This is a genomic window from Devosia sp. Root105, from assembly GCF_001424865.1.
Taxonomy (GTDB): Bacteria; Pseudomonadota; Alphaproteobacteria; order Rhizobiales; family Devosiaceae; genus Devosia_A.
In genome coordinates, this window is the sequence record NZ_LMCR01000017.1 from 318929 (window position 1) to 332700 (window position 13772).

A 13772-nucleotide genomic window follows, 5' to 3' on the forward strand; every position below is an offset into this window, starting at 1 on the left:
TGTATTCCGGACATTTGGCGGAAAGTATTCACACGAAGTGTTCTTGCTGCGGAGAGCGGCGCAAACGTGGGCCGCGCTGATGGCCGATGCCGGCAGGCGTTGCGACCACGACTCGGTGATCGAGGTCGACGAGCCGCTCTACCGCCACCTAACTGGTATCGCCACCGGCCGGTTCACGCCGGCCGAGGGCGAGGCGACGCTGAGCGGCATAGCGATCGAGACCGATCCAGGGACCGGTCTCGTGGCTAAGCAGTCACCCCTCAGGGTGGGCGGGTCGCTGGCCCAGGTGGAGCCGGCGTTCCCGGCCTAGGGCAGGATCACCTCAAACGAGCACTCGTAGTTCTCGAGGCTGCCCGCGGGAAGTTCGATCGTGAATTCGCCACCCGGGGGATAGGGCGATCCAAGGGTGAATTCCTCGATGCTGCCGTCTGGCATGGTGATGATGACCTTCGTGCCCGCGGGCAGTGTGCCGCCGCTGGTGTTGGCAAAGAAGAGAATCGAGGGCGTCGGCTCCCACGCATACTGGTGGTCATAGACCTTGCACGAGAACTGGTCCGATTGGATGGACACCCAACCTTCGGGGGGTACCCAGTCTTGCCCAGCAGGCTGATCCTCCGGCTCCGGCTCCGGCTCTGCGGCGGGAACGGGATCGTCCGCCGGCATCTCGGGCTCCGGCGACGACTTGAGTTTGAGCGAACACTCGGCATCGTCGGGCAGTTCCGCCAGCTTGACGGGGATAGCAAGCGACTGGCCGGGCGCCCAATCATCGGTGAGCTTGAACAGTTTCTGGACGTTGCCCGGCTGCATGTAGAACGTCACCACAGTACCGGCTGGAATCACCTGTCCCGTCCCGTTGACGGCAAGGATCTCCGGCCCGCCATGGCCCTCCTTGACCAGGCACCTGACGCCCTCGGTGGACTTGGGCAGGCGCTGTTTCTGCCCGGGCTCGACGCTCCCGCCGCCCTCGTCGCCGTGTTCGATGATCGGCCGGCCCTGCTGAGGCCGGGTGTCGCGCGTGTCCTGCGCAAATGCCGGGGCTGCCCCGGCAACCAGTATCGTCGCCAATGCGGCGATCGAAAATCTCTTGAACGCGTCCATCTCAAATTTTCTCTCTGCTTGCGGTCCCAATGCCGCGTCGATGGACACGATTTGCCAGTTCAGGGCTGAATACCTCATGATATCCGTATTTATCGCGGGTTCATTTTAGAAATGCCGCTCAATTGACGGAAACGATGATGTGCCAGCACGCGGCCGGCCGACCCATTTCGCCAAGTGTCACACGGTCTTTATTTTCGGCGCTGCCGCCCCTATAACCGCCCACCACCATTGCCACACATGCCAAAACAGGGGTGACCGCATGGCCGGCCATTCACACGCCAAGAACATCATGCACCGCAAGGGCAAGTCCGACGCGGCTCGCTCGAAGGTGTTTTCGAAACTCGCCCGCGAAATCACCGTCGCCGCCAAGCTCGGCATGCCCGATCCGGCGTTCAATTCCCGCCTGCGCCTGGCGGTCATCAACGCCCGGGCCCAGTCGATGCCGCGCGACAATATCGAGCGCGCCATCAAGAAGGCGAGCGGCGCCGACACCGAGAACTACGAAGAGATCCGCTACGAGGGCTATGGTCCGGGCGGCGTCGCTGTCATCGTCGAGGCGCTGACCGACAACCGCAATCGTACCGCTTCGAACGTGCGCTCGACCTTCTCCAAGAACGGCGGCGCGCTGGGTGAAACCAACTCGGTCGGCTTCATGTTCGATCGGGTCGGCGAGATCTTCTATCCGGCCAAGGCCGGTTCGGAAGACAAAGTGATGGAAGCGGCGATCGAGGCTGGGGCCGACGATGTCGAGAGCGACGAAGACGGCCACTGGATCTACACCTCGTTCGAACAGCTGAACGAAGTGGCGGCGGCGCTCGAGAAGGTGCTGGGCGAGGCGGAGTCGGCCAAGTTCATCTTCAAGCCGCAGAACGAAGTGCCGGTGGATGCGGAAAAGGGCGCGACGCTGCTCAAGCTGATCGGCATCCTCGAAGAGGACGACGACGTGCAGAACGTCTACAGCAACTTCGATATTTCCGACGAAGACATGGCAAAGATCGAAGCCGCCTAAGCGGCTTCGACTTGGAGATCGAAGCCGCCTAAGAGCGACTTCGACTTGGAGATCGAGGCCGCCTAAGAGCGGCTTCGACTTGGAGATCGAAGCCGCCTGAGAGCGGCTTGGTTTGACAGATTCGGGCCCGGGCACTAGTTCGGGCTCGTTACGCCGAAAAAACGCAGGCCGGTTAAGGTGAGTCCGGCCCTCCCGCGAGGGAGATTGTCCCGCCCGAAAAGGCGAAGGACCCACGGCAAGCCGACGAGCGTCCGACCCCCGGGCGCCCGCTGCTTGTTGGGATATGGGTCGATGCACCACCGCCAGCTACATGCCCTCATGCCGCGTGCGCCACGGAGCCGGTCGCTCGACCGTTCCACCACCCGCATCAGCAGGACATCACCATGCAGTTCAATCACGCCAACTTCGCCGTCGCCGATGTGCGCGCGGCTGCCGAGTTCTTCACCCGGCATTTCGATTTCGCCATTGTCGGCGAAGCCCACGACAACTTCGTCGTCCTCTTAGGCGAGGGCGGCTTCGTCCTCAACTTCATGGCGACCGGCAAGGCCGAGGCCAGCTACCACAAGAACTTCCACATCGGCTTCTTCGTCGGCAGCGTTGCCGACGTCCGGCTGAAGCATGCCGAACTCGTCGCCGCTGCCTACGGTCCCGGTGAGGTGCAGCAGTTCAGCCGCGGCGGCAGCCGGACGACGACATTCTACTGCGAGGCGCCCGGCGGCTTCCTCGTCGAAGTCGCCACTACCGCAACGGATCAGGCAGCGGCGGCCGGCAGCGTTTCGTAATGCGCGATGGACGTGACTGCGATGCAGTTGCGTCCATTCTGCTTGGCCGCATAGAGCTGCTGATCGGCCAGCCGGAACAGTTCGGCGAAGGGCAGATGGCGATCATACACGGCGCCGCCGACGCTCACCGTCAGCTGGTGCGGTTTGCCTTCGGGCGCGAATGCGGCCGCGTACACCGCCTGCCGCAGGCGCTCGGCCACCGCCTCGGCGATCAGCAGGGTGGTGCCGGGGAGGTACACCGCGAATTCTTCCCCGCCGATCCGGCCGACCAGGTCGGCGGAGCGCAGCACGGCGCGGATCGAGCTGGCGATCAGCCGCAATGCGGCGTCGCCCTGCTCGTGGCCATAGGTGTCGTTGATCGCCTTGAAGTTGTCGGCATCGACCACCAGCAGCGTGCCACGCATGCCGTCTTCGGCGAAGCGCGCGTCGGCCAGGGCTTCTTCGACTTCGCGGGTGAAGGCGCCGCGGTTCAAGAGGTCCGTCAGGGTGTCGGTGGCGGCGTGGCGGCGCAGCAGCTCATGGGCGATGGCGAGTTCGCGCAGCTTGCTCAACAGGAAAAACAGGATCGGGCCGGCGAGGCCGAGCGGCACCAGGATATCGACCGTGATCGACCAGCGGAGGTCATCGGGGCCGAGGTTATGGAAGTTGAACGAGTCCACGAACAACGCGACAGCGACGCAGCCGAACGCCCCAAGTGCAGTCCAGAGGAAAACGCGGCCCCATCCGGTGGGTGAAAAATCCAATGCTCGCGTCCCTTCAGCACTTCTGCGCAGAGGGCCGGAACGGTAGGCGGCGCGTGTTGAAATCGCCTCAAGCCACCGGATCGGATTTTATCTATCGTCGTCTATCCATCGTTCCTTGTGGCGGTCAGCTGATCGCCGCGCTCATTGCCGCAAGGTCGGCATCGCCGGCATTCCGGCCGAGTTCGACACGGTTGCGGCCGGCGTGCTTGGCCTCATAGAGACGACGGTCGGCGATCTGGAACAGCTCCGAAAAGCCGGAGTCGCCGGCGCATACGGCGCCGCCAATGCTGACCGACAGCCGTTGCGCGATGCCGTCCGAGGTGACGAACAGGGCGTTCACCGCGGCGCGAATGCGCTCGGCGGCAGCGTTGGCGATGTCGGGTCCGGCATCCTTCAGGAACACGCCGAATTCCTCGCCGCCGATGCGGCCGACGAGATCGCCGTCACGCACGCTGTCGCGGATGGCGCCGGCGATCAGCTGCAGCACCTCGTCGCCCCGCTCGTGACCGAAGCGGTCGTTGACGGTCTTGAAGTGGTCGGCATCGATGACCAGCAGCGTGCCGTAGCCGTCGGTCTGGCCGAGGCTCGAGCTGACCCGCGAGGTGAAGGCGCGACGGTTGAGGCAGTCGGTCAGCCAGTCGGTGGAGGCGAGCTTCTCCAGCCTGCGGTTGGCATCGCGCAGCTGGGCCGAGCGCACCTGCAGGAATAGCAGGATCGGGCCGCCAAGCGCGGTGGGCATGCCCAGCGCCAGTACGGTGCCGACAGTGTTCATCCCTTCGTTGAGGGACATCATGACGAGATTGGACATCACCCAGGATCCGACCGTCGATGCAGCGAGGATCAGGGCCGTGCGCTGCCAGGCGATACGCCATTCGGAAGCCGGCAGTGCAAGCTTGTTCATTTCCGCGTCCCCCGGAGTGAATGCCTTGGGCTTACGGGAGCAATGCTTGAATGCTGATTAATTCGCCGATCAAATTCGCTGACCCGGATCGTAGCTAAATCGGTGCAGCGTTTCTGTTTCGTTCACAAAGCCCTTGGTAGGCTCCGGCTCCTGACCTAAAGCTTCGAAATGGCTGAAACAGTGCGAATCATCGGCATCGATCCGGGGCTGCGGCGCTGCGGCTGGGGCATCATCGAGAGCAACGGCAACCGGCTGAGCTTTATCGCCTGCGGCACGATCACGCCGCCGGTGGATGGGATATTGGCCGACCGGCTGGTGGCGTTGCATCGCGGCATCGCGGCGGTGCTTGACGAGTATGCACCCGAGGAGGCGGCGGTGGAGGAGACCTTCGTTTCTGCCGGGGCGCGTTCGGCGCTGCAACTGGGCCAGGCGCGCGGCGTGGTGCTGATGACGCCGGCTTTGCGCGGGCTGCCGGTCGGCGAGTATGCCGCCAACCTGGTCAAGAAATCGGTGGTCGGCACCGGCCATGCCGAGAAGGCGCAGATCCAGATGATGATAAAGATCCTGCTCCCCACGGCTACATTCAAGGGCGCCGATGCGGCCGACGCGCTGGCCATCGCGGTCTGTCACGCCCATCATCGCGCCATCCGCAAGCTGAGTGTTCCTGCATGATCGGCAAACTGAAGGGCATGGTCGACGGCTTCGGCGGCGACTACGCGCATCTCGACGTCAACGGCGTGGTTTACGAAGTGTTCTGCTCGGCCAAGACGCTGGCGGCGCTGCCGCAGGTCGGCCATGCGGCGGTGGTCCATACCGAGATGATCGTGCGCGAGGACATGATCCGGCTCTACGGCTTCTTCACCGAAGCCGAGAAGGCCTGGTTCACCACGCTGATGACGGTGCAGGGCGTCGGCAGCCGGGTGGCGCTCGCCATTCTCTCGGTTCTCACCCCATCGGAACTCGCCAGCGCCATCGCGCTGCAGGATAAGGCTATGGTCGGCCGGGCCAACGGCGTCGGCCCCAAGCTGGCGGTCCGCATCGTCACCGAACTCAAGGGCAAGGCTCCGGCAGGCGCGATCGATGCTGGCGTGCTGGGCTTGCAGGCGGCGCTGGGCGAAGGCGTCGCCGCCGGCAATGTATCCGATGCGGTCTCGGCTCTCACCAATCTCGGCTATTCGAGCGCCCAGGCCTCGGCTGCGGTGGCGCGGGTGGTCGGTCGCGAAGGCGACGACGTACCGACCGACAAACTGATCCGGCTGGGGCTCAGGGAGCTCAGTTCGTGATTGGCGGCGCAGGACCGCGGGACCGCCTGATTGGCATCTTCGTCCTGTTCGCCATGCTGCTGGCGACGGGGCCTACCATTCTGAACTTCATCGATTTGGTGATCCATGGTCCGACGGCTTCGGCGCTGTCGTTTCTCTTCCCAAGCTCGGTGCTTTACGCGTTCTGGTGCCTTGCTGTTGTTCTGCGTTCGGCGGTTCGGGCACCGATTGGCCTATGGGAGCACCTCATCCTGCTGCCGCTGAGCGTCGCAGTGTTGATCGGGACAGCCTCAGTCTCGTGGGGCTGGTTCGATTGGTTGCCATCAGGCCCTTCGTTCAAACGGGACGGGCTTCGCTTCTTCGAACTGGTAACCACCTTTCCCTGGCTGGCCATTCAGTACATAGCGATAATGGTCATCGGCTCGCGGGTCGGGACGCGAGACAGGATATGAACGCCAGCCTGAACCCCCGCCTATGGGTTAGTAACATGCCTTCTGCCATCGAGAATCTTGAGAAGCTAATACTCCCGAAGGTGGACCCTCTGGTGATCCCCGACGCGATAATGCTTGTCGCAAACGAACTAGGGCTAACCGTCACGCTTACCTGCAGGGATGCGCCGGAACAGTATGAGATCACGAGAGGTGCTGCGCCATGCGGCTACATCCGGGTGCGGTGGGGCGGAATGTCCGTTAGCTACCCTGACGCAGGTGACGAAGACCTGTTTGCCGGCCCCGTCGACGGCTTCGGCGGCTTCACCGACCACGAGCGGGAGGCTAAGCTGCTCCTGGCTCTGGGCCTCATCGCGGCGCGGATGTTGAAGCTTTGACCGACCTCACCTCGGCCCAGGCCGGTCGCGACGACCCGCTCGATGTTTCGCTCCGCCCGTCCGGCTTTTCCGAGTTCATCGGGCAGGCCGAGGCGCGGGCCAATCTCGAGGTGTTCATCCAGGCCGCCAAGCAACGCGGCACGGCGCTCGATCACGTGCTGTTCGTCGGCCCGCCGGGGCTCGGCAAAACCACGCTGGCGCAGATCGTGGCCCGCGAACTGGGCGTCGGGTTCCGCGCCACCTCCGGTCCGGTGATCGCCAAGGCCGGCGATCTCGCGGCGCTGCTCACCAATCTCGAAGAACGCGACGTGCTGTTCATCGACGAAATCCACCGACTCAACCCGGCGATCGAGGAAATCCTCTATCCGGCGATGGAGGACTATCAGCTCGACCTGATCATCGGCGAAGGCCCGGCGGCCCGTTCGGTGCGGATCGACCTCGCAAGGTTCACCCTGGTCGGCGCCACCACCCGGGCGGGGCTGTTGACTACGCCGTTGCGCGATCGTTTCGGCATCCCGATCCGGCTGAATTTCTATACCCCCGAGGAGCTGGTGAAGATCGTCGAGCGCGGTGCCCGCCTGCTCGGCATCGGCATGGCGCCCGACGGGGCGATGGAAGTTGCCCGCCGCTCGCGTGGCACGCCGCGCATTGCCGGCCGGCTGCTCCGGCGGGTCACCGATTTCGCGCTGGTCGATGGCGCCAAGGAGATCACCCGCTCGGTCGCCGACAAGGCGCTGCTGCGGCTCGACGTGGATGCGCGCGGGCTCGACCAGCTCGACCGGCGCTACCTCAAGGTGATCGCCGATTTCTACGGCGGCGGCCCGGTGGGGATCGAAACCATCGCCGCAGCGCTGTCGGAGCCGCGCGATGCGCTCGAAGAGATCGTCGAGCCCTACCTGATCCAGCAGGGGTTCATCCAGCGCACGCCGCGTGGCCGGATGCTGACGGCTTTGGCCTTCCAGCATATGGGCATCAGCGTCCCCCAGGGGTTTATCGGCATGCAAGGCAGCCTGTTCGAGGAGCCTGGCGAGGAGTGAGCGAACCGGCATTTCGGCCCCGCGTCCACATCATCCTGCTCGGCGTCGCCGATGTCGCTCGGTCGGCAGCGTTCTACGAAGCGCTTGGCTGGCAGCGGGCGCCGACCAGCCACGCTGGTTTCGTGAAATTCGACCTGGGCGGCATGGCGCTGGCGCTGATTTCGAAGGCCGATCTCGCCAAGGATGCTCTGGGCCTGCCGGGTGATCCCGGTGCTTCATCCGGCCTGGCGCTGATCTACTGCGCCGAGCATCCCGATGACGTCGCCCGGTTGCTGGCACAGGCAGAGCGGGCGGGTGGTACGATCGTCAAGCCGGCGACGAAGACCCAGTGGGGCACCGCCGGCTATTTCCGCGACCCTGATGGCCATCTGTTCGAGATCGACCACGAAGAGGTCTGGGCGTTCGACCGGGAGCATCATCTTGTCGTCTGAGTTGTTGTCGAGGAGGGAGCCGTGACGGCGCTGCCCCGCATCGGCCGGCCCGCGACGCAGGTGCTGGAGCTCCAGGGCATTACGACGCTCAAAGTGGTTGCTGAGCGCAGTGAACGGGAATTGCTGGCGCTGCACGGTGTCGGCCCCAAGGCCATCCTCATCCTCAGGACCGAGCTCGAAGCGCGTGGCCTGCAGTTCGCCGGATCGGACAGATGACCGCTAGCCGCCGGATGATATCGTTCGATCACGAAACGACCCGGTTCCAGTTCCGCGCCGCAGCGATCATCCGCCGCGAAGGCCATGTGCTGATCCATCGTGCGACCACCGAGGAGTCCTGGGCACTGCCCGGCGGGCGCGTCGAGATGGGTGAGATCAGTTCCGAGGCACTGGCGCGCGAGCTCGAGGAGGAGTTGGGCGTCGTGGCGGCAATCGGCCCGCTGGCCATCGTGATGGAGGACCTGTTCCGCTATGACGGCCGGGTGATCCATGAGATGGGCTTCTACTACCCGGCCGAGATTCCAACGAGCTTTCCGTTTTCGACCGATGCGGTCTGTCACCGCGTCGCCGATGGTGGCGCAATGCTCGAATTCAGGTGGGTTCGCAACGATGCCGAGACGCTCGCTGCGATGCCGTTGTTCCCGGTCGAACTGCGCGGCAGCATGGCAGAGCTGGGACCGCATCCGATCCATGTCGTCGTGAACGAGCTATGACCAGCAGCCATTTCACCGCCCGCGTCTATTACGAAGACACCGACTTTTCCGGCAATGTCTACCACGCGGCGTATCTGCATTTTTTCGAGCGGGCCCGGACCGAGTTCCTCAGGGAACGCGGCGTGCATCACTCTGAGCTGGTGAAGGACGGCATCGCCTTTGCCGTGCGCAGCATGAGCATCGACTTCAAGGCGGCAGCGCATATCGACGACCTGCTCGAGGTGACCACCGAAGTTGCCTCGCTCACTGCGGCGCGGCTCAACCTGGTGCAGTCAATCAGCCTGGATGGTATCGAGATCACGCGGGCCGAGGTGCAGGTCGTGGCGATCAAGACCAGCGGCGGGGTGGCGCGGATGCCGCGCGAACTGCTGGATCAGCTCAAGGCATAGAAAAGGGCCGCCGCAGAGCGGCGACCCCAAGGATTCGTCTCAGACTGACGTCCTACATCGCGGCGGGCTTTACCTGTCCGCGGATTTCGCCATCCGGGAACTTTGCCGTGTGCAGATTGAAGTACCAGGAGCCGCCCTGCAGCTGGGTGGCCTGTTCGTCGGTCAGCGTGGCGTTGCCGTTGATCGGGCTCGCCAGCGGGTCGGCCAGAGGCACAACCGGATCGGCATTGGCGCCCTCGGCGGCTGGGCCGTGGAAGTGCGCGCCGGTCGCGTCGCCGCTGAGGCCCTCGTAGGTGACGGTCCAGGTGAAGACCTTGGAGTCGGTGTCGTATGTGGCTTCCACCTTGCCGGTAGCCGTCGAGTCCGTGGGCGGAACTTCGGCGGCGGCAGTGAGTTCGGCAGTGAACTTCTGCTGCTCGGCGAAAGCCGGCACGGCGGAAAATGCGAGCACCGCCGTGGCGGCGAGCAGCGTGCGTGTCAGGTCGAGATGCATGGGGATCTCCCTTGGTTGTTGCTATTGTCGTGGGACGACCGCGAACCCCCGAACGGGCAGTCGAGACGACAACGCGCGTCACCCCAGAGGGTTGCACGGCACGCCTGTGGCGTTGCCCGCTGCGCCGATCTGCCGCGATCACACAAACGCGAGGAATCGCTTTGTTAACGTTTGCTTGACCATAAGTAAGGCAGTGCACCAGCAGCACTGCCAAAGGTCCGGAAAACCGGGCTTTTCTCTTAAATTTGACAAATTTGAACCGCATCGACCCGACGATCAGGTTTCGGTCGTCGGGGCCGGACTGAGAAGGACCCTTACATGGAAGCCATGGATGCAGTCGGCACGGTCGCTCCGCATGCCGACCTCTCAATCTGGGCGCTGTTCTGGCAGGCGGACCTCGTCGTCAAGACGGTGATGATCGGGCTGCTCGCCGCCTCGGTGTGGTGCTGGGCGATCATCGTCGACAAATCCATGCTGTATGCGCGCGCCAAGGCCGAGATGAACCGCTTCGAGCGGGTGTTCTGGTCGGGCCAGTCGCTCGAGGAACTCTACCAGCAGATGAGCGAGAAGCCCTCGATGGGGCTGGGCGCGGTGTTCGTGGCAGCGATGAAGGAGTGGAAGCGCAGCCATGAGCAGAACGCCTCGTCGTTCGTCGGCGTGCAGGGGCGTCTCGACAAGGTGCTGGACGTGGCGATCAGCCGCGAGAGCGAGACCCTCGAAAAGCGCCTGGGTTTCCTCGCCACCGTCGGCTCGGCCTCGCCCTTCATTGGCCTCTTTGGCACGGTATGGGGCATTATGAACGCATTTACGGCCATCTCGGCCGCATCGAGCACCAATCTCAGCGTGGTCGCCGGGCCGATCGCCGAAGCGCTGTTCGCCACGGCACTTGGCCTGCTCGCCGCCATCCCGGCGGTTATCGCCTACAACAAGCTCTCGGGTGACGCCAACAAGCTGATCGGCCGGCTCGAAGGCTTTGCCGACGAGTTCTCCACCATCCTCAGCCGACAGCTCGAAGCGCGGGGTGCCCGCTGATGGCAATGGCAGTATCGAGCGGCGGAGGCGGCGGCCGCCGTCGTGGCCGCCGGCGCGGCGGCGGTTCGAAGCCGATGAGCGAGATCAACGTCACGCCGATGGTCGACGTGATGCTGGTGCTGTTGATCATCTTCATGGTGGCGGCGCCGCTGATGACGGTCGGCGTGCCGATCGAGCTGCCGCAGACCCAGGCCAAGCAACTCAACACCGAGCAGAAGCCGATCACCGTCTCGGTCACGAACGAAGGCGCGATCTTCCTCGGCGACAATCCGGTGACGCTCGAGGATCTGACTGCGCAGGTTGCCGCGGTGGCCGTCAACGGCACCGAGGACCGCATCTATGTGCGCGGCGACCTCGGGGCGAACTATGGCTCGGTGATGCAGGTGATGGGCGCGTTGTCGGGCGCCGGCTACGCCAAGATCGGGCTCATCACGGAACAGGCCGCGCAGCAACAGGACCAGTGAGCTGATGCGCACCGGGTTCACGGTTTCCACCATCGGGCATGTCGGACTGATCGTTCTCGCGGTCGTCGGCATCGGCATGGGGCGACCAATGGACCCGGAGCCGGTGGAGTCGATTGCGGTCGACCTGATTTCGGTTACCGATTTCGCCAATATCCGCATGGGTACGCTCGACAGCACGGTGGTCGAGACCGAGGCGCCGTCGATCGTCGAGGCGGAAAAGCCGGCTGAGCTGGCGCAGCCGACCGGCAACACCGAAGAAGACCAGCCGACCCCGATGGATAATCCGGATCCGACTCCGGCGCCGACCGAGCAGACCGCGCCGGCGCCCGAGGCGGCAGCCGAGCCGGTGGTCGAACCCGAGCCGGAAGTCGCTCCTACCCCCGCGCCGCGTCCGGTGGTCGAGCCGCAGCCCGAGCCGGTCCCCGAGCCTGTCGCAGAGCCGACTCCTGCCGAACCAACGCCGGTCGCGACCCCCGAGGTGCCCGATCCGGCTGAGAGCGCCCCCAAGCCGAGGACGCATACCGCTTCGCTCGACCAGAAGCGCGCCGAGTTCAAGAAGCAGCAGCAGGCGGAAAAGCAGAAGCAGGCGGACGAAAAGGCCAAGGCCGAAGCCGACAAGAAGAAGGCCGAGGAAGAAAAGAAGCGCAAGGCCGCCGAGGAAAAGCAGCGGGTCGAGCAGGCCAAGGCCGACGAGGCCAGCAAGCTCGCCGATGAAGTCGCCAACCTCATCAACAACGAGGAATCGCGCGGCGGCACTACCGGTGCGGGCGGCGAGCCGACGCTCGGTCGTGAGGATGGCCGCTCGGCGACGCTCAGCCAATCTGAGGTCGGTGCGCTGGTCGCCCAGATTCGCGCCTGCATCACCCTGCCAGCCGGCGCCGAGGATGCCGATGCGCGGGCTGAGTTCACCTTCTCGATCGGTGCCGACGGCATGGTCAGCGGCCGCCCGCAGATGACCAGCACGCCGAGCAGCCAGATCGAAGATGCCTATGCCCGAGCGGTGTCACGTGCGCTGCAACGTTGTGGCCCGTTCACCGTGGCTGCCGGGCAGGACGTACGAGCCCAGTTTGCAGCGCGGGAGTTCTGAGTGACCCCGACGCCCGAGAAAGATGGAGACGTAAGATGACCCTGATCACCCGGCGCAACGCGCTGAAACTCGGCCTCGTGGGCGGCGCCCTGGCGCTCGCGACCCCGTCGCAGGCACTGGTCGAGATCGTCGTTACCGGCGGCAACTTCACGCCGCTGCCGATCGCCATTCCGGATTTCGCCTCTTCCGACCCGGCCTTCGGCGCCGAGATCGCGCAGATCGTGCGCGACAACCTGAAGCGCTCCGGGCTGTTTGTGCCGCTCGATCCCGCCTCGTTGCCGGTCCGGGTCGGCGATGTCACCAACGAGCCGGATTTCGCCGCCTGGCGCGCCGCCACCGTCGATGCGCTGGTGATGGGCTCGGTAGAGCGCGGAGCGGAGGTCGCTTCGCAGGTGCGGGTCTGGGATACGCAAGCTTCCGCCCAGGTGGTCGGCAAGTCGTACAAGACCGATGCGCAGAACTATCGCCGCATCGCCCACATCGTGTCGGACGCCATCTATGCCTCGCTGTCGGGCGGCACCGGCTATTTCGACACCCGTATTCTCTACGTCGCCGAGAGTGGGCCCAAGGCCAATCGCGTGAAGCGCCTCGCCATCATGGACCAGGACGGCTTCAACGTGCAGTACCTGAGCTCGGGCAAGGCGCTGACCCTGTCGCCGCGGCTGTCACCGGATGGCGCTTCGGTGACCTTCACCTCATACGAGGATGGCAACCCGCAGGTTTACATCGCCGGCCTCGGCGGGGCGTCCAAGAAGCTGATCGAGGGGGCACCGATGTCGTTCGCGCCGCGCTTCTCGCCCGATGGCGGTACCGTGGTGTTCTCGGTGTCGAATGGCGGTACCACCAATATCTACGCGGCGGGCGTCGGCGGCGGCAACCCGACGCAGCTGACCAGCGGCGCAGCGATCGATACCTCGCCCTGCTATTCCCCGGATGGCTCGCGCATCGCCTTCGAGAGCGATCGCGGCGGCAGCCCGCAGCTCTACATCATGGGCGCCGGTGGCGGCGGGGCGCAGCGCATCTCCTATGGCGAGGGCAGCTATTCCACCCCGGTCTGGTCGCCGGCCGGTGATCTCATCGCCTACACCAGGCAGTCGGGCGGGCAGTTCCACATCGGCATCATGAAGCCCGATGGTTCGGGCGAGCGAATCCTGTCGTCGTCGGGCCAGGTACAGGAAGGCCCGACCTGGGCACCGAACAGCCGCGTCATCGGCTTCTTCCGCGATCCGGGTGGCGATGCCGGCCCGAGCCTCCACTCGATCGACATCTGGGGCCGGAACGAGCTCAACCTCAAGACCGAGAGTTTTGCTTCCGATCCGGCGTGGTCGCCGCTCAGGGGCTAGTCTCTCGAACGAGAAGGCGGTGCGGGAAGAGTAACCCCACCCCTGTCCCCTCCCGCAAGGGGGAGGGAGACGCTCTCACCAGCGCCAGTGTTTTGGTCTCCTCCCCCCTGGCGGGGGAGGGACAGGGTGGTGGGTACTCTTCCCGCACCGGTCTATCGGCGAAAG

General features: G+C 64.8%; 20 protein-coding genes. 16 read left to right on the plus strand and 4 right to left on the minus strand.

The genetic code is table 11. The annotated features are described in order from the left end of the window. Positions 1–79 precede the first annotated feature (79 nt). The gene (locus tag ASC68_RS20030) at positions 80–310 is read left to right on the plus strand and encodes a hypothetical protein (RefSeq protein WP_055883130.1); all 231 of its coding nucleotides are present in this window, start codon (positions 80–82) and stop codon (positions 308–310) included. Here the strand turns inward: ASC68_RS20030 and ASC68_RS20035 are convergent. After that, entirely contained in the window at positions 307–1098 is a 792-nt protein-coding gene (locus tag ASC68_RS20035) for a hypothetical protein (protein WP_156387386.1), read from the minus strand. The genes ASC68_RS20030 and ASC68_RS20035 overlap by 4 nt on opposite strands. Positions 1099–1357: 259 nt before the next feature. Here ASC68_RS20035 and ASC68_RS20040 point away from each other — a divergent pair, with 259 nt between their 5' ends. Then, a complete protein-coding gene (locus tag ASC68_RS20040) occupies positions 1358–2107 on the plus strand; it encodes a YebC/PmpR family DNA-binding transcriptional regulator (protein ID WP_055883134.1) in 750 nt (249 codons plus the stop codon). A gap of 383 nt (positions 2108–2490) precedes the next feature. Continuing rightward, the gene (locus ASC68_RS20045) at positions 2491–2889 is read left to right on the plus strand and encodes a VOC family protein (RefSeq protein ID WP_055883136.1); all 399 of its coding nucleotides are present in this window, start codon (positions 2491–2493) and stop codon (positions 2887–2889) included. Here ASC68_RS20045 and ASC68_RS20050 read toward each other — a convergent pair. After that, positions 2859–3548: a GGDEF domain-containing protein gene (locus ASC68_RS20050; protein WP_197421315.1), complete on the minus strand. Its 690-nt coding sequence runs from the start codon at positions 3546–3548 to the stop codon at positions 2859–2861. The two genes, ASC68_RS20045 and ASC68_RS20050, sit on opposite strands and share 31 nt — an antisense overlap. A 208-nt stretch (positions 3549–3756) precedes the next feature. Then, on the minus strand, positions 3757–4533 hold the full coding sequence (locus tag ASC68_RS20055) for a GGDEF domain-containing protein (protein ID WP_055883139.1): 777 nt from the start codon (positions 4531–4533) through the stop codon (positions 3757–3759). A gap of 168 nt (positions 4534–4701) precedes the next feature. Here ASC68_RS20055 and ruvC point away from each other — a divergent pair, with 168 nt between their 5' ends. Genes ruvC through ASC68_RS20100 form a run of 9 tightly spaced genes read left to right on the plus strand, consistent with a single transcriptional unit; the run spans position 4702 to position 9188 of the window. Continuing rightward, positions 4702–5205 carry a crossover junction endodeoxyribonuclease RuvC gene (ruvC, locus tag ASC68_RS20060; protein ID WP_055883141.1) on the plus strand — a complete coding sequence of 168 codons (504 nt, stop codon included), beginning with the start codon at positions 4702–4704 and terminating at the stop codon, positions 5203–5205. Continuing rightward, entirely contained in the window at positions 5202–5816 is a 615-nt protein-coding gene (gene ruvA / locus ASC68_RS20065; RefSeq protein ID WP_055883142.1) for a Holliday junction branch migration protein RuvA, read from the plus strand. Before ruvC ends, ruvA begins: the two co-directional genes overlap by 4 nt. Next, positions 5813–6247 carry a hypothetical protein gene (locus ASC68_RS20070; protein ID WP_055883144.1) on the plus strand — a complete coding sequence of 145 codons (435 nt, stop codon included), beginning with the start codon at positions 5813–5815 and terminating at the stop codon, positions 6245–6247. The genes ruvA and ASC68_RS20070 overlap by 4 nt, the downstream gene beginning before the upstream one ends. Further along, a complete protein-coding gene (locus ASC68_RS20075) occupies positions 6244–6621 on the plus strand; it encodes a hypothetical protein (RefSeq protein ID WP_055883146.1) in 378 nt (125 codons plus the stop codon). Before ASC68_RS20070 ends, ASC68_RS20075 begins: the two co-directional genes overlap by 4 nt. Continuing rightward, complete coding sequence (gene ruvB / locus ASC68_RS20080; RefSeq protein WP_055883148.1) at positions 6618–7658, plus strand: Holliday junction branch migration DNA helicase RuvB; 1041 nt, start codon at positions 6618–6620, stop codon at positions 7656–7658. Before ASC68_RS20075 ends, ruvB begins: the two co-directional genes overlap by 4 nt. Beyond that, positions 7655–8089, plus strand: a complete 435-nt coding sequence (locus ASC68_RS20085) for a VOC family protein (RefSeq protein ID WP_055883150.1) — start codon at positions 7655–7657, stop codon at positions 8087–8089. The genes ruvB and ASC68_RS20085 overlap by 4 nt, the downstream gene beginning before the upstream one ends. 21 nt (positions 8090–8110) lie before the next feature. Further along, positions 8111–8305, plus strand: coding sequence for a hypothetical protein (locus ASC68_RS20090; RefSeq protein WP_055883151.1), 195 nt, complete (start codon positions 8111–8113; stop codon positions 8303–8305). Continuing rightward, a complete protein-coding gene (locus ASC68_RS20095) occupies positions 8302–8799 on the plus strand; it encodes an NUDIX domain-containing protein (protein ID WP_082528316.1) in 498 nt (165 codons plus the stop codon). The genes ASC68_RS20090 and ASC68_RS20095 overlap by 4 nt, the downstream gene beginning before the upstream one ends. Further along, a complete protein-coding gene (locus tag ASC68_RS20100; protein WP_055883155.1) occupies positions 8796–9188 on the plus strand; it encodes a YbgC/FadM family acyl-CoA thioesterase in 393 nt (130 codons plus the stop codon). Before ASC68_RS20095 ends, ASC68_RS20100 begins: the two co-directional genes overlap by 4 nt. A gap of 52 nt (positions 9189–9240) precedes the next feature. On the opposite strand, the gene ASC68_RS20105 is transcribed toward ASC68_RS20100, so the two are convergent. Beyond that, the gene (locus tag ASC68_RS20105; RefSeq protein WP_055883158.1) at positions 9241–9681 is read right to left on the minus strand and encodes a CHRD domain-containing protein; all 441 of its coding nucleotides are present in this window, start codon (positions 9679–9681) and stop codon (positions 9241–9243) included. A gap of 327 nt (positions 9682–10008) precedes the next feature. Between ASC68_RS20105 and tolQ the strand changes: the two genes are divergently transcribed. The 4 genes from tolQ to tolB are packed head-to-tail and all read left to right on the plus strand — an operon-like array spanning position 10009 to position 13607. Continuing rightward, a complete protein-coding gene (gene tolQ, locus ASC68_RS20110; RefSeq protein ID WP_055883337.1) occupies positions 10009–10713 on the plus strand; it encodes a protein TolQ in 705 nt (234 codons plus the stop codon). Next, positions 10713–11177 carry a protein TolR gene (gene tolR / locus ASC68_RS20115; protein WP_055883160.1) on the plus strand — a complete coding sequence of 155 codons (465 nt, stop codon included), beginning with the start codon at positions 10713–10715 and terminating at the stop codon, positions 11175–11177. Before tolQ ends, tolR begins: the two co-directional genes overlap by 1 nt. Positions 11178–11181: 4 nt before the next feature. Then, a complete protein-coding gene (locus ASC68_RS20120) occupies positions 11182–12264 on the plus strand; it encodes a hypothetical protein (protein ID WP_055883162.1) in 1083 nt (360 codons plus the stop codon). 35 nt (positions 12265–12299) lie between these two features. Further along, positions 12300–13607, plus strand: coding sequence for a Tol-Pal system beta propeller repeat protein TolB (gene tolB, locus ASC68_RS20125; protein WP_055883164.1), 1308 nt, complete (start codon positions 12300–12302; stop codon positions 13605–13607). The last annotated feature ends 165 nt before the right edge of the window (positions 13608–13772 follow it).